The organism is Microbacterium salitolerans (assembly GCF_019720895.1).
GTDB lineage: Bacteria > Actinomycetota > Actinomycetes > Actinomycetales > Microbacteriaceae > Microbacterium.
Genome location: NZ_JAHKSH010000002.1, coordinates 364,244 through 387,922, shown reverse-complemented (window position 1 = coordinate 387,922; position 23,679 = coordinate 364,244). Strand labels below are relative to the sequence as shown.

At 68.9% G+C, this 23,679-nt stretch carries 24 protein-coding genes and 1 tRNA gene; 12 read left to right on the top strand and 13 right to left on the bottom strand.

Translation table 11 applies throughout. The annotated features are described in order from the left end of the window. Positions 1 to 123 precede the first annotated feature (123 nt). Genes KOL93_RS05070 through KOL93_RS05060 form a run of 3 tightly spaced genes read left to right on the top strand, consistent with a single transcriptional unit; the run spans position 124 to position 2,857 of the window. The gene (locus tag KOL93_RS05070; RefSeq protein WP_221584243.1) at positions 124 to 1,239 is read left to right on the top strand and encodes a Gfo/Idh/MocA family protein; all 1,116 of its coding nucleotides are present in this window, start codon (positions 124 to 126) and stop codon (positions 1,237 to 1,239) included. Next, entirely contained in the window at positions 1,236 to 2,159 is a 924-nt protein-coding gene (locus KOL93_RS05065) for a DUF6807 domain-containing protein (protein WP_221584242.1), read from the top strand. Before KOL93_RS05070 ends, KOL93_RS05065 begins: the two co-directional genes overlap by 4 nt. After that, complete coding sequence (locus KOL93_RS05060; RefSeq protein WP_221584241.1) at positions 2,156 to 2,857, top strand: cupin domain-containing protein; 702 nt, start codon at positions 2,156 to 2,158, stop codon at positions 2,855 to 2,857. The genes KOL93_RS05065 and KOL93_RS05060 overlap by 4 nt, the downstream gene beginning before the upstream one ends. 22 nt (positions 2,858 to 2,879) lie before the next feature. On the opposite strand, the gene KOL93_RS05055 is transcribed toward KOL93_RS05060, so the two are convergent. The 4 genes from KOL93_RS05055 to KOL93_RS05040 are packed head-to-tail and all read right to left on the bottom strand — an operon-like array spanning position 2,880 to position 7,175. Further along, on the bottom strand, positions 2,880 to 4,388 hold the full coding sequence (locus tag KOL93_RS05055; protein ID WP_221584240.1) for an amidohydrolase: 1,509 nt from the start codon (positions 4,386 to 4,388) through the stop codon (positions 2,880 to 2,882). An 11-nt stretch (positions 4,389 to 4,399) separates the two neighbouring features. Then, positions 4,400 to 5,401, bottom strand: a complete 1,002-nt coding sequence (locus KOL93_RS05050) for an Fpg/Nei family DNA glycosylase (RefSeq protein ID WP_221584239.1) — start codon at positions 5,399 to 5,401, stop codon at positions 4,400 to 4,402. A gap of 3 nt (positions 5,402 to 5,404) precedes the next feature. Beyond that, entirely contained in the window at positions 5,405 to 5,902 is a 498-nt protein-coding gene (locus KOL93_RS05045) for a ribose-5-phosphate isomerase (RefSeq protein ID WP_221584238.1), read from the bottom strand. Between the two features lie 43 nt (positions 5,903 to 5,945). Continuing rightward, a complete protein-coding gene (locus tag KOL93_RS05040) occupies positions 5,946 to 7,175 on the bottom strand; it encodes a ferrochelatase (RefSeq protein WP_221584237.1) in 1,230 nt (409 codons plus the stop codon). 141 nt (positions 7,176 to 7,316) lie between these two features. Between KOL93_RS05040 and pepN the strand changes: the two genes are divergently transcribed. Continuing rightward, positions 7,317 to 9,884 (top strand): aminopeptidase N, encoded by a 2,568-nt coding sequence (gene pepN, locus KOL93_RS05035; protein ID WP_221584236.1) that lies wholly within the window; start codon positions 7,317 to 7,319, stop codon positions 9,882 to 9,884. Continuing rightward, positions 9,881 to 10,300, top strand: a complete 420-nt coding sequence (locus KOL93_RS05030) for a globin (protein ID WP_308291543.1) — start codon at positions 9,881 to 9,883, stop codon at positions 10,298 to 10,300. Before pepN ends, KOL93_RS05030 begins: the two co-directional genes overlap by 4 nt. Here KOL93_RS05030 and KOL93_RS05025 read toward each other — a convergent pair whose 3' ends face one another. Further along, positions 10,301 to 10,963: a hypothetical protein gene (locus KOL93_RS05025; protein WP_221584235.1), complete on the bottom strand. Its 663-nt coding sequence runs from the start codon at positions 10,961 to 10,963 to the stop codon at positions 10,301 to 10,303. It abuts the gene before it with no gap. A gap of 121 nt (positions 10,964 to 11,084) precedes the next feature. Between KOL93_RS05025 and KOL93_RS05020 the strand changes: the two genes are divergently transcribed. Further along, positions 11,085 to 11,918, top strand: a complete 834-nt coding sequence (locus KOL93_RS05020; protein ID WP_221584523.1) for an acyl-CoA thioesterase — start codon at positions 11,085 to 11,087, stop codon at positions 11,916 to 11,918. Between the two features lie 15 nt (positions 11,919 to 11,933). On the opposite strand, the gene sufU is transcribed toward KOL93_RS05020, so the two are convergent. Together sufU and KOL93_RS05010 are read right to left on the bottom strand one after the other, a co-directional pair. Next, complete coding sequence (sufU, locus tag KOL93_RS05015) at positions 11,934 to 12,371, bottom strand: Fe-S cluster assembly sulfur transfer protein SufU (RefSeq protein ID WP_221584234.1); 438 nt, start codon at positions 12,369 to 12,371, stop codon at positions 11,934 to 11,936. Continuing rightward, complete coding sequence (locus KOL93_RS05010) at positions 12,368 to 13,621, bottom strand: SufS family cysteine desulfurase (RefSeq protein WP_221584233.1); 1,254 nt, start codon at positions 13,619 to 13,621, stop codon at positions 12,368 to 12,370. The genes sufU and KOL93_RS05010 overlap by 4 nt, the downstream gene beginning before the upstream one ends. 428 nt (positions 13,622 to 14,049) lie before the next feature. Between KOL93_RS05010 and KOL93_RS05005 the strand changes: the two genes are divergently transcribed. Genes KOL93_RS05005 through KOL93_RS04995 form a run of 3 tightly spaced genes read left to right on the top strand, consistent with a single transcriptional unit; the run spans position 14,050 to position 17,188 of the window. Further along, positions 14,050 to 15,321, top strand: coding sequence for a quaternary amine ABC transporter ATP-binding protein (locus KOL93_RS05005; protein WP_221584522.1), 1,272 nt, complete (start codon positions 14,050 to 14,052; stop codon positions 15,319 to 15,321). Further along, the gene (locus KOL93_RS05000) at positions 15,321 to 16,208 is read left to right on the top strand and encodes an ABC transporter permease (RefSeq protein ID WP_221584232.1); all 888 of its coding nucleotides are present in this window, start codon (positions 15,321 to 15,323) and stop codon (positions 16,206 to 16,208) included. The genes KOL93_RS05005 and KOL93_RS05000 overlap by 1 nt, the downstream gene beginning before the upstream one ends. A 53-nt stretch (positions 16,209 to 16,261) precedes the next feature. Continuing rightward, complete coding sequence (locus tag KOL93_RS04995; RefSeq protein WP_221584231.1) at positions 16,262 to 17,188, top strand: glycine betaine ABC transporter substrate-binding protein; 927 nt, start codon at positions 16,262 to 16,264, stop codon at positions 17,186 to 17,188. A gap of 65 nt (positions 17,189 to 17,253) precedes the next feature. On the opposite strand, the gene KOL93_RS04990 is transcribed toward KOL93_RS04995, so the two are convergent. Further along, complete coding sequence (locus tag KOL93_RS04990; protein ID WP_221584230.1) at positions 17,254 to 17,922, bottom strand: GntR family transcriptional regulator; 669 nt, start codon at positions 17,920 to 17,922, stop codon at positions 17,254 to 17,256. 110 nt (positions 17,923 to 18,032) lie between these two features. On the opposite strand from KOL93_RS04990, the gene KOL93_RS04985 reads away from it, so the two are divergent. After that, complete coding sequence (locus KOL93_RS04985; protein ID WP_221584229.1) at positions 18,033 to 18,938, top strand: glycine betaine ABC transporter substrate-binding protein; 906 nt, start codon at positions 18,033 to 18,035, stop codon at positions 18,936 to 18,938. Between the two features lie 70 nt (positions 18,939 to 19,008). Here KOL93_RS04985 and ettA read toward each other — a convergent pair whose 3' ends face one another. The 5 genes from ettA to KOL93_RS04960 all read right to left on the bottom strand — a co-directional run bounded on the left by ettA (position 19,009) and on the right by KOL93_RS04960 (position 22,814). Continuing rightward, on the bottom strand, positions 19,009 to 20,691 hold the full coding sequence (ettA, locus tag KOL93_RS04980; protein ID WP_221584228.1) for an energy-dependent translational throttle protein EttA: 1,683 nt from the start codon (positions 20,689 to 20,691) through the stop codon (positions 19,009 to 19,011). Between the two features lie 60 nt (positions 20,692 to 20,751). Beyond that, positions 20,752 to 21,228: a DUF6993 domain-containing protein gene (locus tag KOL93_RS04975; protein WP_308291541.1), complete on the bottom strand. Its 477-nt coding sequence runs from the start codon at positions 21,226 to 21,228 to the stop codon at positions 20,752 to 20,754. Between the two features lie 15 nt (positions 21,229 to 21,243). Continuing rightward, positions 21,244 to 21,777 carry a single-stranded DNA-binding protein gene (gene ssb / locus KOL93_RS04970; RefSeq protein WP_221584227.1) on the bottom strand — a complete coding sequence of 178 codons (534 nt, stop codon included), beginning with the start codon at positions 21,775 to 21,777 and terminating at the stop codon, positions 21,244 to 21,246. A gap of 159 nt (positions 21,778 to 21,936) precedes the next feature. Further along, a complete protein-coding gene (msrA, locus tag KOL93_RS04965) occupies positions 21,937 to 22,482 on the bottom strand; it encodes a peptide-methionine (S)-S-oxide reductase MsrA (RefSeq protein WP_221584226.1) in 546 nt (181 codons plus the stop codon). A gap of 122 nt (positions 22,483 to 22,604) precedes the next feature. Then, the gene (locus KOL93_RS04960; protein ID WP_221584225.1) at positions 22,605 to 22,814 is read right to left on the bottom strand and encodes a methyltransferase; all 210 of its coding nucleotides are present in this window, start codon (positions 22,812 to 22,814) and stop codon (positions 22,605 to 22,607) included. Between the two features lie 113 nt (positions 22,815 to 22,927). Here KOL93_RS04960 and KOL93_RS04955 point away from each other — a divergent pair. Beyond that, a tRNA-Arg gene (locus KOL93_RS04955) sits at positions 22,928 to 22,999 on the top strand. 27 nt (positions 23,000 to 23,026) lie between these two features. Continuing rightward, positions 23,027 to 23,653 (top strand): oligoribonuclease, encoded by a 627-nt coding sequence (gene orn / locus KOL93_RS04950; RefSeq protein WP_221584520.1) that lies wholly within the window; start codon positions 23,027 to 23,029, stop codon positions 23,651 to 23,653. Positions 23,654 to 23,679 lie beyond the last annotated feature (26 nt).

The window sequence follows — 23,679 nt, the reverse complement described above, 5'->3', positions numbered from 1 at the left end:
AAAAAGTGATCGTTCACTATCTTCGCGGTGAGTCTCCGGGAATGCGCGTTCTCGCCCAGTTCCGACGGCGCTTCCGCGTGTGAGTGAACGCTCGATCCCCTCTCGAAAGGACACCGGCACACCATGCCCCACGCACATCCGCCCCTCCGCTCCGGCGTCATCGGGACGGGCGGCATCGCCCACGCCCATGCCGCTGCGATCGCCGCGCTCCCCGGTCAGTACACGCTCGCCGGCGTGACAGATGTCGACCAGGACCGCGCCGTCGCGTTCGCCGCCGAGATGGGGTCTGAGCGCGTCTTCCCCGACGCGCAGTCGCTGCTCGCGTCCGGCGAGATCGACATCGTCCACATCTGCACGCCGCCGGGCACGCACGCGGATCTGTCCATCCAGGCGATGCGCGCCGGAGTCACGGCGCTCGTCGAGAAGCCCACGGCGCTGAGCCTCGCCGAGTTCGACCGCGTCGCGCGCATCGAGGCCGAGACCGGCGTGCAGACGCTCACCGTTTTCCAGCACCGCTTCGGCCCCGCGGCCGAGCACCTGCGACGACTCGCCGCGGAGGGAGCGCTCGGACGCCCCCTCATCGCCACATGCGAGACGCTCTGGTTCCGGCCCGACGAGTACTTCGACGTCCCGTGGCGCGGCCGCTGGGATATCGAGGGCGGCGGCCCCACGATGGGCCACGGGATCCATCAGTTCGACCTCCTCCTGTCCGTGCTCGGGCCGTGGGACGACATCACGGCGATCGCGTCGCGCCAGTCGCGCCCCACCGACACGGAGGATGTCTCGCTGTCGCTCGTGCGATTCGCGGGCGGAGCCGTGGCCTCGGTCGTGAACTCGCTCGTGTCTCCGCGGGAGACCTCGCGGCTGCGTTTCGACTTCGAGCATGCGACGATCGAGGTCGAGCACCTCTACGGCTACACGTCGGCCGACTGGACGTTCACTCCTGCCCCGGGACACGAACACCTCGCAGATGCCTGGATCCGCCACGTCGAGGGCGAGGCCCCGAGCAGCCACCGAGACCAGTTCTCCGCCATCGCCGCGGCCCTCGCCGAAGGCGAGCGCGCGGGCGTCGACATCGCCGATGCACGCCGCACGCTGGAGTTCGCCGCCGCGACCTACGCCGCGTCGTTCGGCGGCGCACGCATCGCGAGCGGCGAGATCGTCGAGGGAACCCCCTTCTACGACACCATGCACGGTGGCATCGTTCCGTGGGAGACCGTGAAGGAGGTCGTGGCATGAGCACGCTGCAGGCCGTGCACGAGGTCGGCTCCGCCGTCTCCATCCGAGACGGCGAGGTCGAGCTGCTGCGATACACGTATGAGCCCGACACGCCGAGGCTCGAGTCGCCCAGGCCCTTCGCCTTCCCGATCCGCACGCGTCACGGCGACGACGTGGCGCTGTTCCGCCCGCACGACCACGTCTGGCACAAGGGCCTCTCCTGGGCGCTCCCGGTCGTCGACGACGAGAACTTCTGGGGCGGTCCGACCTACGTCCACGGGCGGTTCTACGTGCAGCTCGAGAACAACGGAACCCAGGGTCATGTGGGAAAGGCCGATGTCGACGTGGACGACGAGGGCGTGCGCATCGCCCACGACCTCTCCTGGACGACGCAGTCCGGCGAATGCTGGTTCCTCGAGCGGCGCACGCTCACCGCGCGGATCCTCTCGGACGACGCGTGGATGCTCACGTGGGACACCGCGATGACGAACACGCGGGGCGCGGACATCTCGATCGGCTCACCGACCACCCGCGGGCGCGAGAACGCCGGGTACGGCGGACTCTTCTGGCGCGGCCCCCGCTCGTTCACCGACGGCACGCTCGTCACCCCGAACGGAACGGGCTCCGGATCCGAGGTGCGCGGAGAGCCGCACCCCTGGATGGGCTTCGCGGGACGGCACGACATCACCGACGCGGAGTCGGTCGTCGTCATGGTCGACGACGCGCAGAACCCCTGCCACCCGCCGCAGTGGTTCGCTCGATCCGAGGAGTTCGCCGCCCTCAATCCGGCGCCGTTCTTCAGCGAGGAGCTGCTCGTTCCCGCCGAAGAGACGGTGCGGTTCCGCTACGGCGTCGCGTTCGCCTCGGGCGGTGCCGGCGACGCCGGTGCGCTCGCCGAGAAGATCACACGTGCGCTGCGTCCCACCGAGGTGCCGACATGACCGGCGTCTTCCCGGGAGGCTGCTCGCTCAGCTTCCTCGAGGTGTACGACGACGCGGCTCCCGACGGGATCTGCGGCGGCAGCCCGCACGTGCACCTCGTGTCGACCGAGGCCTACCTCGTGACGGGCGGCGAGGGCGCGGTGCAGACGATCGATGCGTCGGGGTTCCGCGAGACGCCCGTCACCGCGGGCGACGTCGTGTGGTTCACGCCGGGCACGATCCATCGGGCGGTCAACCGCGGCGGGCTGCGGGCGGTCGTCCTCATGAGCAACGCCGGTCTCCCCGAGGCGGGCGATGCCGTCCTGACGTTCCCCGCGGACGTGCTGGCGGATCCGGTCGCCTACGCGCAGGCCTTCTCGCTCGATGGGGCGGATCCGCGCACGCGCGCCTCCGAGCGCCGCGACCTCGCGGTGACGGGCTTCCTCGCCCTGCGCGACGCGCTGACCGCCGACGGATCCGCGCTGGAGGCCTTCCATCTGGCGGCCGGCGCGCTCGTCAGCGAGCGGTCCGCCACGTGGGAGGCCATCGTCGAGGACGGGCCGCTCGCGCAGGCCCAGACGAGCCTCGCCCACGCGCAGGCAGTCGCCGTGGGCGACGTCGCGCACCTCGCGGACGCCCGCCTGTTCCAGGCCGACCCGCCCCGCGGATCCGCCCGCCTCGGCATGTGCGGACACCTCACGGCCTTCGACGTGCAGTGACCGCTGGGGCGTGTCTGACACCTCACTCCACGTGCGTGAGCCGCCCGGCGATCATCGTCGCGTGCACGGGCATCGCCCGCAGGCTCGCCGCCTCGCACGCGAGCGGGTCCTGCGCGACGATCGCGAGGTCGGCTCCCTGGCCCGGCGCGATCGTCGCGGGGGCCGCGGATCCGCCCTCCGTCGACGCCGCGAGGGCCGTCCGCGCATCGAGCGCCTGCTCCGGACGCCACGCCGCCCGGTCGTCGTCGGTGCGGGCGACGGCGGCGGCCATCTGGATCCACGGGTCAAGCGGCGAGACCGGACCGTCGGACCCGAACAGCAGATTCGCGCCGGAATCGCGCAGTGCACGCAGCGGATACGGCATGGCGCGCTGCGTCGCCCAGAAGTGATCGGTGAGGTCGCGATCGTCGACGAGGTGCTGCGGCTGCACGCTCGCGTCGACGTCGAGCCGCGCGAATCGCGCGATGTCCGTCGCGCCGACCAGCTGCGCGTGCTCGATGCGGCCCGGCACCGCACACCGCGCGAAGGCGTCGAGCGCCGCCGCGTTCGCGACGTCGCCGATCGCGTGGATCGTCGTCGCGATGCCCGCTCCCGCCGCGCGCGCGACGAGCTCCACCATCTCGTGCGGCTGCGTGTTGAGTGCGCCCCGATGATGCGCGTGGCCGTCGTAGTCCTGGGACGTCGCGGCGGTGCGGCTGGCAAGGGCCCCGTCACCGACGACCTTCAGCATGCCGAGGCGCACGTAGGGACTGTCCGAGAGCGGATCCCCGGTCTCCAGGCCTCGCGCGATGACGCCCTCGAGATCGTCGGGGTACACGTTCGAGAAGACGCGCAGCCCGTTCCAGCCGCCGTCCGCACGCCGTCGCCAGGGCTCGTGATTCTCGCCGAACTCGAGATCCCAGATGCCGACGACGCCGCGAGCCGCGGCGCGCTCCGCCGCCGCGTGGTGCGCCGCGTCGGCGACCGCGCCGTCGACGTCGTCGAGCGTGTCGATGACGTCGAATGCCACCTGCTCGTGCACGATGCCGCTGTCCGTCGGCGCGATCCCCTCGCGGCGGAAGGCCGCCGAATTCATCCACACGGCATGCACGTCGACGCTCAGCAGGTAGGTCGGGACATCGCCCGTCGCGTCGTCGAGAACGGCGCGGGTCGGCTCGTCGTGCCAGAGCGCCTCCCGCCAGCGAGACAGGACGCGCCGGCCATCCGCGTGCGGCGCCGCGCGGGCCGCGAACGCCGCGGCCTCGGCCGGCGACGTCGCGTGCTCGACAGACGGGCGCGTCGAGGCGAGCGACCACTGCAGGAAGTGCACGTGGTGGTCCCACAGGCCGGGCACGACCCAGGCGCCTTCCGCATCGAGCACCTGACCGCGGTGGCGGACGGCTCCCGCCGGAGCCATGTCGACGATCCGGCCGTCAGCGAGCCAGAGGTCCCAGACGCCGTCGCGCGCGACGTCCGGGTGGGCGAGCAGGTCGCGCCCCTCGCCCGCGATGCGCGCGTTCGCGACGACGTCGACGATGGATCCGCGGGTCATCTCGCTCCTTCTCACCTCTGACATGTGGGGCACCAATACAGCTTGCGCGACTGCATCTCCTCGAGCACGATCTCGGTGCCGCACACGCGACAGGGCAGGCCCGCCCGGTGGTACACCCAGTGACGGTCGTCTCGACTCGCCATCGCGCTGCGCCAGGCGTCGCCCGTCAGCCCGTCCATGGTCATCATCTGGCCCGTCTCGACCCCGATGCGCAGCAGGTCGACCCAGTCGCGCCACATCCCCCGCACGATCTCGGCGGGGAGCTTCTTCCCCGGGGTGTGCGGATCCACGTTCGCGCGGAACAGCATCTCGGCGCGGTACACGTTGCCGATGCCGCTGACGACCGCCTGATCCATCAGCAGCTGCCCGATCGCGACATTGCGCCGGCGCACCGCGGCGACGAACCGCTCCTCGTTCTCTGCGGGGTCGCCGACGAGCGGGTCGGGACCCAGACGATCCCATACCTTCTGCACCTGCTCGGGCGTCTCGACCGCACAGACCGTCGGACCCCGGAGGTCGGCGCATGTCACGTCGGTCATCAGGCGTGCGCGCACCTGCCCGACGACGGGCGGCGGCCATTCGAGCTCGGCACCGTCCTCGACCCCCTTCGTCTGCTCGGACATGCGCACGTGGCCGCGGGTCCTGCGCGGTGCGCCGATCGACGCGAGCGAGTTCTCGCCGGCATCGTCGAGGATCGGATCATCGAGATCGGTGCCGCGCTGGTTCGTCTGTCCCATACGGCCATTCGCCGAGGCGATCGTCGGATCGACGAGGATGTCGCCCGAGAAGTCCCACGCACCGTAGAGGCCGAGGTGCACGCGCAACCACAGCCCGCCGTCGAACTCGAGGAACATCTGCTTGCCGACCGCGACCGCGCGCGCCATCTCGCGACCGTCGATGAGCGACGCGCCCTCGGCGAATCGCCCCTGCGGGCTGGAGACGGCGACGGCGCGGCCGACGAAGTTGCGGGCGAACTGGCGTGCGATGCGATGGACGGAGTGGCCCTCTGGCATGCGTCAGCTCCGCACGCGCGGCGCGGGGCCGGGGACGAGCGACCCATCGCGCTCGAAGTCGCCGATCTGCCCGATGCGACGGACGTGACGCTCATCACCGGAGAACGGTGTGCCGATGAAGCGGTCGACGAACCCGAGCACCTCCTCGACCGAATGCTGGCGGGCACCGATCGAGATCACATTCGCATCGTTGTGCTCGCGCGCGAGCTCGGCCGTCGACAGGTTCCAGACGAGAGCCGCCCGGATGCCCTCCACCTTGTTGGCGGCGATCTGTTCGCCGTTGCCGGACCCGCCGAACACGACGCCGAGCGCCGTGGTGCCCTGACGCTGGTCGGCGACGACGGCCTGCGCCGCGCGGATGCAGAACGCGGGGTAATCGTCGAGCGCGTCGTAGTGGTCGGGGCCGTGATCGACGATCTCGTGGCCGCCCTGCATCAGGTGCTCCTGCAGCTGAGTCGAGAACTCCATGCCGGCGTGGTCGGTGGCGATGTGGATGCGCATGGGGAGGATTCTTCCGTATCGGTCGACGTGATCGGAACTCAGGTCACGGCAGAACGCCCGCCGCGGCCGGACGGAAGCCCAGATGCGCGTTCTCGTCGCTGCCGGCACGGCTCACGTCATACCACGGACCGAGATCCGTGACGTGCGGGCGCTCGGCCGCCGGCGTGCCGTGGATGCGCTCCTCGATGAGGTCGACGAGCCCCGACACGTACGCGGGATGCGTGCCGGGCGTCCGCGTGCGGACGAACGCGAGCCCGGCCTCCTCGGCCGACTCCTTCGCCTCGTTGTCGAGGTCCCACAGGACCTCCATGTGGTCGCTCACGAAGCCGAGCGGCACGACGGCGACGGCCGTGATGCCCGCGTTCGGCAGGTCGGCGATGACGTCGTTCACGTCGGGCTCGAGCCAGGGCTGCGAGGGCGGGCCGGAACGCGACTGGAACACGAGCGACCAGTCGATCTCCGACGCCGCCGGGATCGCGTCGCGCAGCCGCGCCACGAGGTGCTCCGCGACGGCTCGGTGCTGCGCGGAGTACGCGCCTCCCTCGCCGAAGTCGACGTCGCGCGGCCCCGAGCGCTCCGCGTCGGCCGTGGGAACCGAGTGCGTCGAGAACAGCAGACGGATCTCGCGGGCAGGGCGGCCTGCGTCGAGCCACGCCGTCACGGCGTCGCGGATCCCCTCGAAGAACGGCTCGACGAATCCTGGGTGGTCGAAGAACAGTCGCACCTTGTCGATCGTCATGGGGTCGTCGTTCTCACCGAGGCCTGTGCCCCCGTCGCCGGCCGGCCCCAGCACACGCGCGAAGTCCTCGCGGTACTGACGGTCGCTCGAGTAGGAGCTGTACGCGCTCGTCGCGAGTGCGAGCACCGTGCGATGTCCGTCGGCGTACGCCTCTGTGACCGCGCTCTCGAGCATCGGCTCCCAGTTGCGGTTGCCCCAGTAGACGGGGAGATCGTGCCCACGATGCGCGAGCTCCTCCCGGAGCGCCGCCAGAAGCTCGCGATTCTGGCGGTTGATGGGGCTGATCCCGCCGAAGCGGCGGTAGTGGGTCGACACCTCCTCCAGGCGCTCGTCGGGGATCCCACGGCCGTGCGTCACGTTCCGCAGAAACGGGATCACGTCGTCCTGCCCCTCGGGGCCGCCGAAGCTCGCCAGCAGGATCGCGTCATAAGGCGTCGGCGTCTCGATGTGAGGAGCTCCCGATGCCGCCTGCGCGGACGCGTAGAGGACGGTGGTCTCGTTCTGCTCTGCCGACTGCGGCTCCTCGTTGCTCACCCGCTCATTTTCGCACTCCCCGCGAATCCATCGGCTCAGCACTCATCCAGGAGTCGGTTCCGCCACGTAGGCTGTACCAGTTGCCCGCGACGCCGATCGCGCGCGGGCGGATCCCCCGACGAACTCATGGGAGCAGCCACAGTGCCTGGAGAGAACCTCACCCGCGTCGAGGCGCAGGAGCGTCGCGCGGTCGTCGAGACGCACAGCTATCAGGTCGCACTCGACCTCACGAAGGGCGAAGAGGTGTTCGGCTCGCGCAGCGTCGTGCGGTTCGACGCCACCCCCGGTGCGACCACCTTCATCGACCTCATCGCCCGCGATGTGCGCGAGATCACGCTCAACGGGCGCGAGATCGAACCGGGCGACGTCTACGCCGACGCGCGCGTGCAGCTCGACGATCTCGAGGCCGAGAACGAGCTCGTCATCGACGCCGACTGCGAGTACACCAACACGGGCGAGGGGCTGCACCGCTTCGTCGACCCCGTCGACGGCGAGGCGTACCTCTACACGCAGTTCGAGGTGCCCGATTCCCGCCGTGTGTTCGCGGTGTTCGAGCAGCCCGACCTCAAGGCGACGTTCCAGTTCACGATCACCGCGCCGGCTGCGTGGAAGGTCGTCTCGAACCAGCCGACGCCGGAGCCGATCCCCCACGAAGAGGGCGGGTCCGCGACCTGGGGCTTCGAACCGACTCCGCGCATCTCGTCGTACATCACGGCGCTCGTGGCCGGTCCCTACGAAGAGATCCGAGACGAGCTCGTCAACAGCGAAGGGCGCACGATCCCCCTCGGCGTCTTCGCGCGCAAGAGCCTGTGGGCCGACATGGACGCGGAGTACATCTTCGAGAAGACGAAGCAGGGCTTCGCCTACTACGAGGAGAAGTTCGGCGTCCCCTACCCGTTCGCGAAGTACGACCAGCTCTTCGTCCCCGAGTTCAACGCAGGCGCCATGGAGAACGCCGGCTGCGTCACGTTCACGGAGACGTACGTCTTCCGCAGCAAGGTCACCGACGCCGTCAAGGAGCGTCGCGTCGTGACGATCCTGCACGAACTCGCCCACATGTGGTTCGGCGACCTCGTCACGATGAAATGGTGGAACGGGCTCTGGCTCAACGAGTCGTTCGCCGAATGGGCCTCGACGATCGCGACCGCGGAGGCCACGGAGTGGACCGAGGCGTGGACGACGTTCAACGCCATGGAGAAGACCTGGGCGTACCGCCAGGACCAGCTGCCCTCGACCCACCCCGTCGTCGCGGAGATCAACGACCTCGAGGACGTGCAGGTCAACTTCGACGGCATCACCTATGCCAAGGGCGGGTCCGTCCTGAAGCAGCTGGCGGCCTACGTCGGCATCGACGCGTTCTTCCAGGGCGTCGGCGCGTACTTCCGCAAGCACGCCTATCAGAACACGACGCTCGAGGACCTGCTCCTCGAGCTCGAGGCCACGAGCGGACGCGACCTCAAGACGTGGACGAAGAAATGGCTCGAGACGGCCGGCGTCAACACGCTGTCGCCCGTCATCGATGACGACGTCGACGGGATGATCACGCGCTTCGCGGTGACCCAGACGGCGCCATCCGACCACCCGACGATCCGTCCGCACCGCATGGGCATCGGCTTCTACGACATCCGCGGCCGCGAGCTCGTCCGCACCCACCGCGTCGAGGTCGACATCGACGGCGACCTCACCGAGATCCCCGAGCTGAAGGGTCTGCGCCGGCCGGCGCTCGTGCTGCTCAACGACAGCGATCTCGCCTACGCCAAGATCCGACTCGACCACCAGAGCCTCGCCACGGCGATCGCGCATCTGTCCGAGATCACGGATCCGCTCGCCCGCTCGCTCGTGTGGGGCGCCGCGTGGGACATGACGCGCGACGGCGAGATGGCCGCCCGCGACTACATCGATCTCGTGCGGAAGAACATCGGCACGGAGTCCGAGTCGACGACCGTGCGCACGACGCTCGGACAGGTGCGCCTCGCGGCGAACTCCTACGTCGCCCGCGACACCCGTGACGCGCAGCGCGCGGCCGTCGCGGACGACCTCTGGACGCTCCTCGAGCGCGCCGACGCAGGCAGCGACCTGCAGCTTCAGCTCGCGACCGCGTTCGCGCAGGCCGCATCGCGCCCGGCGCACTGGGAGAAGGTGCGCGCGCTTCGCGACGGATCCGCGCCCCTCGACGGACTCGAGATCGATGCGGACCTCTCGTGGCAGCTGCTCGTATCGCTCGCATCGGGCGGTGCCGCCGACGCGTCCGAGATCGACGCGGCCCTCGCCGCGGACAACACCTCGAAGGGCGGCGAGTTCGCCGCGCAGGCGCGCGCGGCGCTGCCGGGCGCCGAGGCGAAGCGGGCCGCGTGGGAGTCGCTCGTCGACAGCGACGAGCTGCCGAACACGGTCGTCCGCGCGGCCGCGACCGGCTTCGTCCACCCGGCGACGCGCGCAGACCTTGCGGAATTCGTCCCCGCGTACTTCGACATGCTGGTGCCCGTGTGGGAGAACCGCTCGTTCCAGATCGCGTCGTACCTCATCGAGCTGCTCTACCCGGCGCCGCTCGCCGACGAGAGCCTGCGCGACACGACGCGCGCCTGGCTGCGCGACAACGCCGATGCGCCCGCCGCGCTGCGTCGCATCGTCGCCGAGAATCTCGCGGGCGTCGAGCGGGCGCTCTCCGCGCAGTCGCGCGACGCCGAGGCCGACGAAGCGCAGCCGTGATCCAGATCCAGCCGACGGGCGGCCCGCCCACCTTCTATGAGCAGGTGGGCGGCCGCTCGACGTTCCAGCAGCTCGTCGACGTCTTCTATCGCGAGGTCGCCGAGGACGAGGTGCTGAAGCCCATGTATCCCGAGGAGGATCTCGGTCCGGCGGCCGACCGCCTCCTGATGTTCCTCGAGCAGTACTGGGGCGGACCGACCACGTACAGTGAGCAGCGCGGGCATCCGCGCCTGCGTATGCGCCACATGCCATTCCACATCGACCCCGATGCCCGCGATCGCTGGCTGCGCTGCATGCGCACCGCGGTGGACTCGCTCGGCCTCGCCCCCGTGCACGAGGCGACGCTGTGGGACTACCTCGAGCGCGCCGCGCACGCGATGGTCAACACCTTCGAGGCGCGACCCGCGCAGAGCTGATCAGGCGGCTCCCGTCGATCTCACCGACGTGAGTCCCGTCACCGCCGGCCCCCGCGAGAGCACGTGACCGCGTGTGAGCGACACCCGCGTCCAACGGCCGTTCGTGAACACGGGAGCCTGCTCCTCCCCCGCGATGAAACCGAAGGACAACGCGGCGAACGCGACGCCGAGCGGCAGGCCGCCGAGATCATCGTCCGGCTGACCCCACACCGATCCGCGCACGACGCGCACGGCGTCCTCGCCGGCGTCCGTCGGCACCTGATGGGCGACGGCGGCAATGCCCCACTGCGCGCGGGACGCGAGCGTCGCGGCCGACAGCTCGCCCGTGCGCTCCCACCCGGAGCGCGGCGGCGCCACGCCCGCCCAGGCCGGGGCGAGCGACTGTGCGGGAAGGCCGAGCTGATCCGCATCGGGGGTCTCGGTGAGCTCGCCGATCACGAGGTCGCACTCGAGCTCGGGATCCGCCCGCAGCACGCGCATCGCGAGGACGGTCGGGGTGCGATCCAGCAGTCCCTGCGGTGCGAGCGCCGCCGCGGTCATCGCGAGGACGCCGCCCCTCGCCTGCAGCCGGACTCCCTCATCGCCGACGCGCGTCGCGCGTCCGGAGAAGGTGAGTGCGTCGCGCGCCGAATCGGCGTCGGCCAGGATCAGTCGCTCGCTCATCATCTCTAGACTAGAAGCGGTCGACTGGGGACTGGCCCCGTGTGTCGCCGTGCGTCACCCACCGCCCACGATCGAGGAGCAGCGCGTGTCCGACTTCGAGTACCCGAGCGATCCCATCGACATGCTCATGGGCGTCCTGGACCTCGAGCACACGGGGGCGCGCACGCACGAGGACATCTTCATCGGGCGCTCCCACCCGATGCCCGGCGGTCGGATCTTCGGCGGCCAGGTCGTCGCCCAGTGCGTCACGGCAGCGATGAAGACCGTCGACGAAGAGCGCCTCCCGCACTCCCTCCACGGCTACTTCCTGCGCCCCGGCGACGTCACGAAGCCCACCACGTTCGCGGTCGAGCGGATCCACGACGGCCGCTCCTTCAGCAGGCGCCGAATCCAGGCATACCAGGAGGGTGTGCCGATCTTCAGCGGCATCACGTCGTTCCAGGACGTCGACCCGGGGATGACGCACCAGATGCCGATGCCCGATGTGCCGGGGCCCGAGGACGTTCCGTCGTACAAGCGCGATGTCGGCGGCGCCGCCAAGCTGCTGCGTGCCAACCCCATCGAGGCGCGCTACGTGGACGGCGACATCTTCGCCTCCGTCGACACGCAGCAGCCTCATCAGGCCGTCTGGGTCAGGATCCGCGACGTGCTCGACGACGACCCCGCCCTCCACCGTGCCGTGCTCGCCTACGTGAGCGATTTCACGATCCAGGAGCCCACGCTGCGCGCCAACGGCTACCCGTGGCGCACCAAGGACCTGCGCTCCGCGAGCCTCGATCACGCGATCTGGTGGCACCGCTACGCACGCGTGGACGAGTGGCTGCTCTACGTGACGGAATCGCCGACATCGCAGGGCGGTCGCGGCATGAACGTCGGCCGCATCTACTCGCGCTCCGGGGATCTCGTCGCGAGCGTCGCGCAGGAGACCATGGCGCGCACGCCGACGTTCACCTGAGCGCGAGCCGGCGGCTCATGCCGCGAGCGACGCCTTGAGGTCAGCCTCGAGCGCGACCCACGCGAGCATCGCGCACTTGATGCGCATGACGTACTTCGCCGTGTTCCGGAACGCCGCCGCGTCGCCGAGCGCGTCAGGCGGATCGACCTTGCCGCGCGAACGCATCATCTCGCGGAACTCGCCGATGCGTGCGAGCGCGTCCTCTCGCGTCGCACCGTCGAGCAGCTCGCTCATGATGGACGCCGAGGACATCGAGATGCTGCACCCGTCGCCCTCCCAGGCGAGTCCGCTGATGCGGCCGTCGTCGACCGAGATGCCGAGCGTGATCTCGTCACCGCACGATGGATTGAGCTCGTGGTGCGTGAAGGGATGCAGCGACGGGTCGCCCTTCCCTTCCGGGGTGCGCGCATGGTCGAGGATGAGCTCCTGATACATCCCCTCGAGGCCGCTCATCGGTCCGCCCCGAAGAAGCCGCGTACGTCTGACAGCGCCGCGCCGAGCGCCGCGATGTCGTCGCGCGTCGTGTAGATCGACGCGCTCGCGCGCGTCGTCGCCGGCGTGCCGAGCGCCCGATGCAGCGGCTGCGCGCAGTGGTGACCTGTTCTCACGGTGATCGCCTTGTCGTCGAGGAACTGACCCACGTCGTGCGCGTGCACGCCGTCGACCGCGAAGCTGACGAGAGCGGCACGGCGTTCGCCTGCGGGAGGGCCGAACAGGCGGACCCCGGGAACGCCCCGCACCGTGTCGACGAGCACCTGCGCGAGCTCCGATTCGTGCGCCCAGACCGCATCCATGCCCACCTGCCCGAAATATTCAGCCGCCGCGCCGAATCCGACCGCCTGACTCACCGGCTGCGTTCCGGCCTCGAACCGGTGCGGCGCCGGCAGGAACTCGGCGCTCTCCATCGACACGACGGTGATCATGGATCCGCCGGTGCGAGCGGGCGGCAGCTCGTCGAGCAGCTCTGCACGTCCGTAGAGCGCCCCGATGCCGGTCGGTCCCAGCATCTTGTGGGACGAGAAGACCGCGAAGTCAACGCCGAGCGCGGCCACGTCGACCGGCATGTGCGGAACGGACTGACACGCGTCGAGAACTGTCAAGGCGCCCACCTCGCGCGCGACCGCCACGACGTCGGCGACCGGCGCGATGAGCCCGGTCACGTTCGACACGTGGCCGAACGCGATGACGCGCGTTCTCGCCGTGACGACCTCGCGCAGCGCGTCGATCGTCCAGAGCCCGAGTGCGTCGACCGGCACCCACCGCAGCGTGGCGCCGGACTTCGCGGCCAGCCGCTGCCACGGCAGGAGGTTGGCGTGATGCTCGGCTTCCGTGACGACGATCTCGTCACCGGGTCGCAGCGCGAATCGATCGCCGCCGAGCCCCAGAGAGGCATCGGCCATGCCGAGCGCGATCACGTTGAGCGCATCGGTCGCGTTCGACGTCCACACGAGCTCGCGTTCGCCCGCGCCGACGAATCCCGCCACCCGATCGCGTGCGTTCTCGAAAGCCCAGGTCGCCTCGCCCGTCGCCATGCTCGAGCCGCGATGCACGGCGGCGTAGTCGCTGCGCACGAAGTCCGCCTCGGCGTCGATGACGCGGGCGGGCCGTTGAGAGGTCGCTCCCGAGTCGAGATACACCGAACCCGGGTGCGCGTCGAAGTACGGGAATTCGGTCCGGACTGCGGAACCGAGGGAAATGGGCATCAGCGTGGAGCTCCCGGATCTGACGAAGGTGTGTCCTCTATCCTCTCGCACTTCCCCAGGACGGGCTCGAGGGCCCTCACGATTGCATAACGTCGATCCGGCGACCGTCTCGAGAGGTTTCGCCCGGCAGCCCCGGGAATCCGGGCTTCTGGGGGGATCCACCGGCTGCCTGGTCGCGCGATCCGCCTCCATGGCCCGCGGCCCCCGACGGAGGAACGCGGCCTGACCGAGTCACTTGGCTACTGTAGAGAGGTGAGCGGTGTCGTCACGTCACCCGACGCCGCCACGCGCCGCGGTGTCGCGTCCGACACGGCCGCCGGCGACGATCCGATCACGATCCGCCAACCCGAGGGCCGAGCGCGCACGGTGCGTCTGAGAGCCGCGCTCGCCGCAGAGAAAACGTGAACCCACCAAACGAGAACGACGTGATGGTTCGCGCCGAGGGCCTGTACAAGGTTTTCGGCCGCCGCACGAAAGACGCCGTCGACAAGCTTCGCGCAGGAACCCCGCGCGACGAGATCGAGGGTGCCACCGCCGCCGTCATCGATGCCTCCTTCGAAGTGAGGCGAGGTGAGACGTTCGTCGTCATGGGACTGTCAGGATCCGGCAAGTCGACGCTCATCCGCATGATCAACGGTCTCCACGACGCGACCGCAGGCAAGCTGCAGGTCGGCGACCAGGAGATCACGTCCATCCCGGACAAGAAGCTGCGCGAGCTGCGCCGCAGCCACATCTCGATGGTGTTCCAGCACTTCGCGCTCCTCCCCCACCGCACGGTCGCCGACAACGTCGCGTACCCGCTCGAGCTGCAGGGATCGGACCGGGGCCAGCGCCTCGCCCGCGCGAACGAGATCCTCGACATGGTCGGGCTCGGCGGCTGGGGCGAGAAGTTCCCGAATCAGCTGTCCGGCGGCATGCAGCAGCGCGTCGGCATCGCCCGTGCGCTCGCGGCCGACACCGACATCCTGCTCATGGACGAGGCGTTCAGCGCTCTCGACCCGCTGATCCGACGCGAGATGCAGGAGCAGCTGCTCGAGCTGCAGCGCAAGCTGCACAAGACCATCATCTTCATCACGCACGATCTCAACGAGGCGATGTTCCTCGGCGACCGCATCGCCGTCATGCGCGACGGCCGCATCGTGCAGATCGGGACGCCGGAGGACATCCTCACCGATCCGGCGAACGACTACGTCGAGCAGTTCGTGCAGGACGTCGACCGCACGCGAGTGCTGACGGCCGGCAACGTCATGGAGCGCCCGCGGCCCGTCGTCGATCAGAAGGCCGGCCCCCGTGTCGCGCTCCGTGCGATGAGGGATCCGTTCCTCGCCGCCGCCTACGTCGTCGACGACGACCGTCGCCTCATCGGCATGGTGACCGACCGCGACGCCGTCAAGCTCGTGCGTCGGGGCGAGAAGTCCCTCGCGTCCGTCATCAAGCCCGCGCCCGGGACCGTCCACGAGTCCGACGTCCTCATGGACGTCTTCGTCCCTGCGATCGAGGCCGCGCTGCCCCTCGCCGTCCTCGACGCCGATGAGCGCCTCGTCGGCGTCATCCCGCGCATCACGCTGCTCGCGGCGCTCGGCCCTGGGCCCGACGCGACCGGTGAGATCTCGCTCCCGCAGGAGCCGGTCCACTCGAGCGTGATCGACGAGGTGCTCGCCTCCCCCGAGAGCGACGCAGGAAGCAAGGAGGAGAACTGATGGACGGGTTCCCCCGCATTCCCATCGGCGAATGGGCCGACACCGGTCTCGACTGGATCAAGGACAACCTCGAGTTCCTCCTCGACCTCTTCGCGATCATCACCGGCACCCTCGTCGAGGGGCTCACGCAGATCCTCCTCGCTCCGCCCGCACTCGTCGTGATCGTCATCGCGGCGGCGATCGGCTGGCTCGTGCGCTCCTGGCAGCTCGCCATCGGCACGCTCATCACGTTCATGCTGATCCTGGCGATGGATCAGTGGGAGACGTCGATGCAGACGCTGGCGCTCGTGCTGGTCTCGGCGATCCTCGCGATCGTCATCGGCGTGCCGCTCGGCATCCTCGCGGCGCGGAAGCCGGGCTTCCGCAGCTTCATCAAGCCTGTGCTCGACTTCATGCAGACGATGCCCGTCTTCGTGTACCTGATCCCGGCGATCATCTTCTTCAGCATCGGCGTGGTCCCCGGCGTGTTCGCGACGGTGATCTTCGCGCTTCCCCCGGGCGTCCGCTTCACCGAGCTCGGCATCCGCGGGGTGGACGCCGAGACGGTCGAGGCCGGTCAGGCGTTCGGCGCGAGCCCCGGTCAGATCCTCCGGGGCATCCAGCTGCCGCTCGCCATGCCCACGATCATGGCCGGCATCAACCAGGTCATCATGCTCGCCCTGTCGATGGCCGTCGTCGCCGGCATGGTCGGCGCGGACGGACTCGGCAAGGAGGTGAGCGCGGCGCTGTCGACCGTGAACGTCGCGCAGGGTGTCGAAGCCGGACTCAGCATCGTCATCATCGCGATCTACCTCGACCGCGTCACGGCCGCCCTCGGCACGCCGACCGAGTACAAGGGATCTCTCCTCGCCATGATTCACAAGGCGCGCACGAAGACCAGCTCCTGACCCACAGCACCGAACGGACCCCGCCTCACGGCGGAGAATGAGAGGACAATCACATGTTCACACGCAAGAAAGCACTGAAGATCGGCGCCGTCATCGGCACCGCAGGTCTCGCCTTCTCGCTCGCCTCGTGCGCAAGCGACGGGGGCGCGGGCGATGGCGGCGAGAACGACGGCGCCGAGGACATGGGCGCCATCACCCTCGGTTTCATCCCGTCGTGGACCGATGGCCTCAGCACCGCCTACCTCCTCGAGAACCAGCTCGGCAAGCTCGGCTACACGGTCGAGATGGAGGAGCTCACCGAAGCCGGGCCCCTCTACGCCGGTCTCGCCGGCGGCGACGTCGACATGTACCCGTCGGCATGGCCCGAGGTGACACACGCCGACTACATGGACGAGTTCGGCGACGAGATCGAGGACCTCGGCTCCTACTACGACAACGCCAAGCTGACGATCACGGTGCCCGAGTACGTCGACGTCGACTCGATCGAGGATCTCGCCGGTCGTGGCGAGGACTTCGATGGCCGCATCGTCGGCATCGAGCCCGGCGCCGGTCTCACGGGAGCCGCCGAGAGCATGATCCCCGAGTACGGCCTCGAGGACGAGTTCTCGCTCGAGACCTCGTCGACGGCTGCGATGCTCGCGGAGCTCGAGGGAGCGATCGAGAACGAAGAGGACATCGTCGTCACGCTGTGGCGTCCGTTCTGGCCCTACGGCGAGCTGGATCTGAAGGACCTCGAGGACCCGAACGGCGCGATGGGCGAGCCCGAGGCCCTGCACTTCCTCGGTCACACCGGCTTCTCGGACGAGTTCCCCGAGGCCGCCGACTACATCGCGGGCATCCAGCTCGACGACGTGGCCTACGGTGCGCTCGAGTCGTCTGTCCAGCAGGCTTCCGAGGACGGCGAGGACGCGATCCGCGACGCCGTCGACACCTGGGTCTCGGAGAACGGCGACGCCTACGAGACGCTGATCACCGAGTGATCCGCTGACACCACGAGAACGCCCCCGGATCCTTCGCGGATCTGGGGGCGTTCTCCATCTGTCCGCTACTGCGCAGGAACGTCGAGCTCACGGCGGATCCTGTCGGTCGCGTCATCGATCGACTGCGCCAGTATCCGCCCTGCCGCGACCTCGTCGTGGGCGCGCACGGCCTCGATCAGGCGCTCCTGATAGCCCAGATGCACGTCGCGGTCCCAGTCGCCCACGACGCCGAAGAGCTTGTACGAGCGGCTGCGGCGCCAGAGTGCCTGCACCGTCTCAACGAGCACCGGATTCCCCGCGGCCTCGTACAGGACGAGCAGGAAGGCCTCGTCGGCCTCCAGGAACGCCACCTGCGCGTGCGCATCGATCGCGCTGCGGACCGGCGCGTACAGCAGCTCCAACCGTCCGACGTCATCGGGCGTCGCCCGAGCGGCACCTCGCATCGCCGCATCGACCTCGAGCGTGCGGCGGACGGCATACACGTCGAGCATCTCCGCCAGCGTGAATTCCCGCACCACGGCCCCGCGATAGGGCATCGACTCGATGAGACGCGCCTCCTCGAGCCGCGTCATCGCCTCCCGCACGGGCATGACGCTCGTGCCGAGCTGAGCCGCCACGTCGCGTATCCTCAGCCGCGTTCCCGGCGGGATGGAGCCGTCGAGGATCGCCGCGCGCAGCGATTCGAGCACCTGGTCGGCACGACGAGCGCTCGGTTCGAGCGACGGCAACGGCATGTCGCCCATCCTAGGAGCGTCCTCGTTCGCGTCGATGTGCGCTCCCGATTCCGGTCACGTATGTTGTGATCACAGATCACAACTGTATTCGACACGGAAGCCATGCACAGATGAAGACACGATTCTCGATCACCTCCCTCGCCGTCGCCTCCGCCGCGACGCTGACGCTCGCGGGCTGCAGCTCCGGGGGCTCCTCCTCAGCCATTGAAGGCGACGAGCTCGGGACCATCACCGTCGGCTACATCCCCTCGTACACCGACTCGCTCGCTCTCGCCTTCCTCCTCGACGACCAGCTCTCGGAGGTCGGCTACGACATCGAGCTCGAGCCGCTGACGGAGGTCGGCCCCATCTATGCGGGCCTGGCGGGCGGCAGTCTCGACATCTACGCGTCGGCGTGGCCCGACTTCACGCACGCCTCATACATGGAGGAGTACGGCGACGACATCGAGGACCTCGTGACGTTCTACGACGGCGCCGAGAACTTCCTCGCCGTCCCCACCTATATGGAGGACGTGAACTCTATCGAGGACCTCGTCGGAATGGGCGAGGAGTTCGACGGGACGATCACGGGGATCGAGCCGGGTGCGGGCCTCACCGGTCAGCTGCAGAACGTCGCGATGCCCGAATACGGCCTCGACGAGGAGTATTCGCTGCTCACCTCGTCCACCCCCTCGATGCTCACGGAGCTCGAGCAGGCGCTCGAGGAAGAGGACGATATCGTCGTCACGCTCTGGAAGCCCTACTGGGCGAACGCGTCGTACGACGTCAAAGCGCTCGAGGACCCGAAGGGCGCGATGGGCGACCCCGAGACGATGCACGTCCTCGGCACGGCGGGCTTCTCGGAGGAGTTCCCCGACGCGGCCGACTACATCGCGGGGATCTCGCTCGACGACGCCCTCTACGAGTCTCTCGAGGACACGGTGGTGAACCAGTTCGAGGACGGCGACGAGCCGGCGGCGATCGACCAGTGGATCTCTGAGAACCCCGACGCCTTCGAGACGCTGATCGCCGAGTGATCCGCTGATCACACGAGGGCACCCCCGGATCGATCGATCCGGGGGTGCTCTCGTGTGCGTGCTGTCGGCGTCAGTCGCGCGTCAGCTTGCGGTGAGTCGCGCGGTGCGGGCGCGCGGCGTCGGGGCCGAGGCGCTCGATCTTGTTCTGCTCGTAGGCCTCGAAGTTGCCCTCGAACCAGTACCACTTCGCGGGGTTCTCCTCGGTGCCCTCGTAGGCAAGGATGTGCGTCGCAATGCGGTCGAGGAACCAGCGGTCGTGCGTCACGACCACGGCGCAGCCCGGGAACTCGAGCAGCGCGTTCTCGAGCGACTGCAGCGTCTCGACGTCGAGGTCGTTGGTCGGCTCGTCGAGGAGCAGCACGTTGCCGCCCTGCTTCAGCGTGAGCGCGAGGTTGAGCCGGTTGCGCTCACCACCCGACAGCACGCCGGCCTTCTTCTGCTGGTCGGGCCCTTTGAAGCCGAACTTCGACACGTAGGCGCGCGAGGGCACCTCGGTCTTTCCGACCATCATGATGTCCAGCCCGTCGGAGACGACCTCCCAGAGCGACTTCTCGGGGTCGATGCCGCCGCGCGTCTGGTCGACGTAGCTGAGCTTGACGGTCTCGCCGACCTTCAGGTCACCGCTGTCGAGAGGCTCGAGACCGACGATCGTCTTGAACAGCGTCGTCTTGCCGACGCCGTTGGGTCCGATGACGCCGACGATGCCGTTCGGCGGCAGGCTGAAGCTGAGGTCGTCGATGAGCGTGCGATCCTCGAAGCCCTTCTGGATCTTCTTGGCCTCGATGACGATGCCTCCGAGGCGCGGCCCCGGCGGAATCTGGATCTCCTCGAAGTCGAGCTTCTTCGTGCGCTCGGCCTCCGCTGCCATCTCCTCGTAGCGGGCGAGTCGAGCCTTCGACTTGGCCTGACGACCCTTGGCGTTGGACTTGACCCACTCGAGCTCGTCCTTGAGGCGCTTCTGGAGCTTGACGTCCTTCTTGCCCTGCACGTCGAGGCGCGCGGCCTTCTTCTCGAGGTAGGTCGAGTAGTTTCCCTCGTACGGGTAGAGCCGTCCGCGGTCGACCTCGGCGATCCATTCGGCGACGTGGTCGAGGAAGTACCGGTCGTGGGTGATCGCGATCACGGCGCCGGGATACTTCTGCAGGTGCTGCTCGAGCCAGAGCACGCTCTCGGCGTCGAGGTGGTTGGTGGGCTCGTCGAGGAGCAGGAGATCAGGCTTCTCGAGGAGCAGCTTGCACAGCGCCACGCGGCGCTTCTCGCCACCGGACAGGTTCGAGATCTGCGCGTCGCCCGGCGGCGTGCGCAGCGCGTCCATGGCCTGCTCGAGCTGGGCGTCGAGATCCCACGCGTCGGCGTTGTCGATGTCCTCCTGGAGCTTGCCCATCTCGGCCAGCAGCGCATCGAAGTCGGCGTCGGGCTCGGCCATGAGGGCCGAGATCTCGTTGAAGCGGTCGAGCTTTCCCTTGATCTCGCCGACGCCGTCCTGCACGTTCTCGAGAACGGACTTCGATTCGTCGAGCACGGGCTCCTGCATGAGGATGCCGACCGTGAAGCCCGGGGTGAGCTGCGCGTCGCCGTTGGAGGGCTGATCGAGGCCCGCCATGATCTTCAGGATCGTCGACTTGCCGGCGCCGTTCGGGCCGACCATGCCGATCTTCGCTCCCGGCAGGAACGACATCGTCACGTCATCGAGGATCAGCTTGTCGCCCACCTGTTTGCGGGCGCGGACCATCTGGTAAATGTACTCAGCCATAGTTGCCCCCAGTCTACGGTGCGATGGCCCGTGGATCCGCAGGATCTCGCGCCGGTTCAGCTACCAGTCGATCGCGCGGGTCTCCCCCGGAATGCACACGCCGTCGAGGGGTTCGAAGACCTTCGCGACGGGAGATGGCGTGTCGGGGCCGAACTGTCCGACGAGGCACGCCGAGTCGCTCCACCTGACCGACACCATCATGGTCTCGGCGGGATTGCCGACGGTCGAGAGATCCTTGCTCACCTGCATCTGCGACTTGTCGAATCCGGTCTCGACGAGAGCGTCGACATACGCACGCCCCTCGGCGCTGCGCTCGGAGCTCCAGACCTGCTCGACGGTCTCGAGGAAGATCGCCCGATTGTCGTCGGCTGTTCCGTCCGCGTGGAACGCGATGGGCTCGGGGGTGGCGCTCGGGGTCGGCGTCGGGGTGGCATCCGCTGTCGGCTGCGGCGCCTGATCGGCGGGCGCGCACGCGGCCAGAGCGATGACGGCGGCGACAGCGGGCACGGCGAGGAGACGCGGAAGACGGATGCTCACCCCCTCACCTTACGATCAGAACGGCGTCTCGTCGTCGCCGGATCCGTCGACCGTCTCGGGGACATCCGCTGCGGTCCACGACTCGTCGCCCGGTGCCGCCCACGCCCCCTGCTCGTCCTGCCGCACGTCACCGGACGCCGCCTGCGGCGCGTTACCCGGCGGGTCCGCGCGCTCCGCGCTCTCGAGTGCGCCGGAGCCGACTCGCGTGAAGGTCGTGCGGCCGAAGCGCAGATCGGCCCCGAGCGAGTCGGCGTACACCTCGACCTCGGTGCCGCTGCGCTCGTCGCGTTCCCAGCGGCGCACCTTCAGCGTGCCCGAGGCGATGACGCGCTGCCCTTTCGAGAGGGAGGCGACGGCGTTCTCGGCGAGCCCACGGTAGGCGTACACCGTGTACCAGTTGGGCTCGAGGTCGGCCCACTCCCCGGTCTGCGGGTCGCGGCGTCGATTCGGGCTCGCGACGCGGAATCGCGTGAACGGCGCACCCGCGTTCGTCCTCTGCTGAGTGGGCGCGGTGGCGATGTTTCCGGTGATCGTGATGGGGTCGGCCATCAGGGTTCCTTCCGTCCTTCCGGCCGACTCTCGACCGGTGGACGTCAGCGTGCCGACATCGGGCTCCGGTCCGCACCGCCGATCCCGCTCAGGTGGAACAACTTCTCGGGATCCGCGATTGTGGACACGCTGACCCCGGATCGCCCAGGGTGTGTCGCGTCAGGCCTTCGCGTATTCCGAGAAGGTCGCGCGCACCTTGTTCACCTTCGGCAGGGCGACGGCCAGGCAGTAGCCCTGGCCCGGATTCTTCGCGAAGAAGTCCTGGTGGTAGTCCTCTGCGTCCCAGAACGTGTCGAGCGGCTCGATGGTCGTGACGAGGGATCCCTCGACATCGCCGAGCGGCGCGTCCCACAGCCCGGACGCACGCGAACGCGCCGTCTCGAACAGCTCCTTCTGCTCATCCGAGTCGGGGAACATCGTGGAGCGGTACTGCGTGCCCGTGTCGGCGCCCTGATGGTTGAGCTGACGCGGGTCGTGCATGGTGAAGAACGCGTCGAGGATGACGGTCGCGGGAATGATCTCCGGGTCGAACGTGACCTTGACGGCCTCCGCGTGCCCCGTCGATCCCGTGCAGATCTGCTCATAGGTCGGCGACGGAACCGAGCCCCCCGCATACCCCGAGACGACGGATTCGACGCCCCGCAGCGCGCGATAGGCCGCGTCCAGACACCAGAAGCATCCGCCTGCCAGCACGAAGGTCTGCATGTGGGGGTCCTCTCGCCGCGAATCGATGTGCCTCACCACGCTACGCCCCCTCACGACGACGGGCGCCGGTTTCTCTCCGACGCCCGTCCTGGCGGCGCCTGCGCGCCGACCGTCGCTCCTCGTCAGTGCTCGTGGAACTCCGGTCTCGGTGCGCCGTGCCCGAGGTGCGAGCACAGCGCATTCTTGGCGATCGCGAGATTCGGGTACTCCCCCAACGGCTCGCTCGCGCCGGTCATCGTCACGGCGAAGCCGCTCTCGGTCTCGCGGATCGATCCGACGGCCCCCGCGGATCCGTAACCCACATAGAGGCGACGCGTGTGAGTGCTCTCCATTCGCCTCCTCCTTCCTCTCGCGAGCAGAGTACGCCGCGCCGGCGCGACACGGAAGGGCCGCGCCCCGGGCTCTGCCGGAGCCGTTCGCACCGTCGGATAACCTGGAAGCACTTCCCCCAGTAGCTCAGTGGAAGAGCAGAGGCTTTCTAATCCTTTGGTCGGGTGTTCGAATCGCCCCTGGGGGACGAAAACTGCGACAAGAGGGGGTCCCGATCGTGGGCGCATCCGAGAACGACCGGCTGGTGTGGATCGACTGCGAGATGACGGGCCTCGACCCCGCAGTCGACGAGCTCGTGGAGATCGCGGTCGTCGTGACCGACTTCGAGCTGCGGATCCTGGATCCGGGGCTCCAGATCGTGATCGCCCCCTCGCCGGCTGCGCTCGACAACATGAACGAGTTCGTGACGAAGATGCATGCCGCGAGCGGTCTCGACCAGGAGATCCCGCACGGCGCGCCCCTCGCCGACGCCGAGCGCCGCGTGCTCGAGTACGTGAAGCGCTTCGTGCCGCAGGAGCGCCGCGCTCCCCTCGCCGGCAACACCATCGGCACCGATCGCATGTTCCTCGCGAAGTACATGCCAGAGCTCGACGGCTACCTGCACTACCGCAACGTCGACGTCTCGAGCATCAAGGAGCTGGCCCGCCGCTGGATGCCTCGCGTGTACTTCAACGCGCCCGAGAAGAACGGCGGCCACCGGGCTCTCGCCGACATCCTCGAGTCGATCCGCGAGCTGCGCTACTACCGCGGCGCCGCGTTTCTCCCGGCACCCGGGCCGAGCTCCGACGAGGCGAAGGCGATTGCTGAGAATGTCGTGAGCGAGTTCGCTCAGAACCTGTGACAAGATAGTCGGGTTGCCCCGCGATG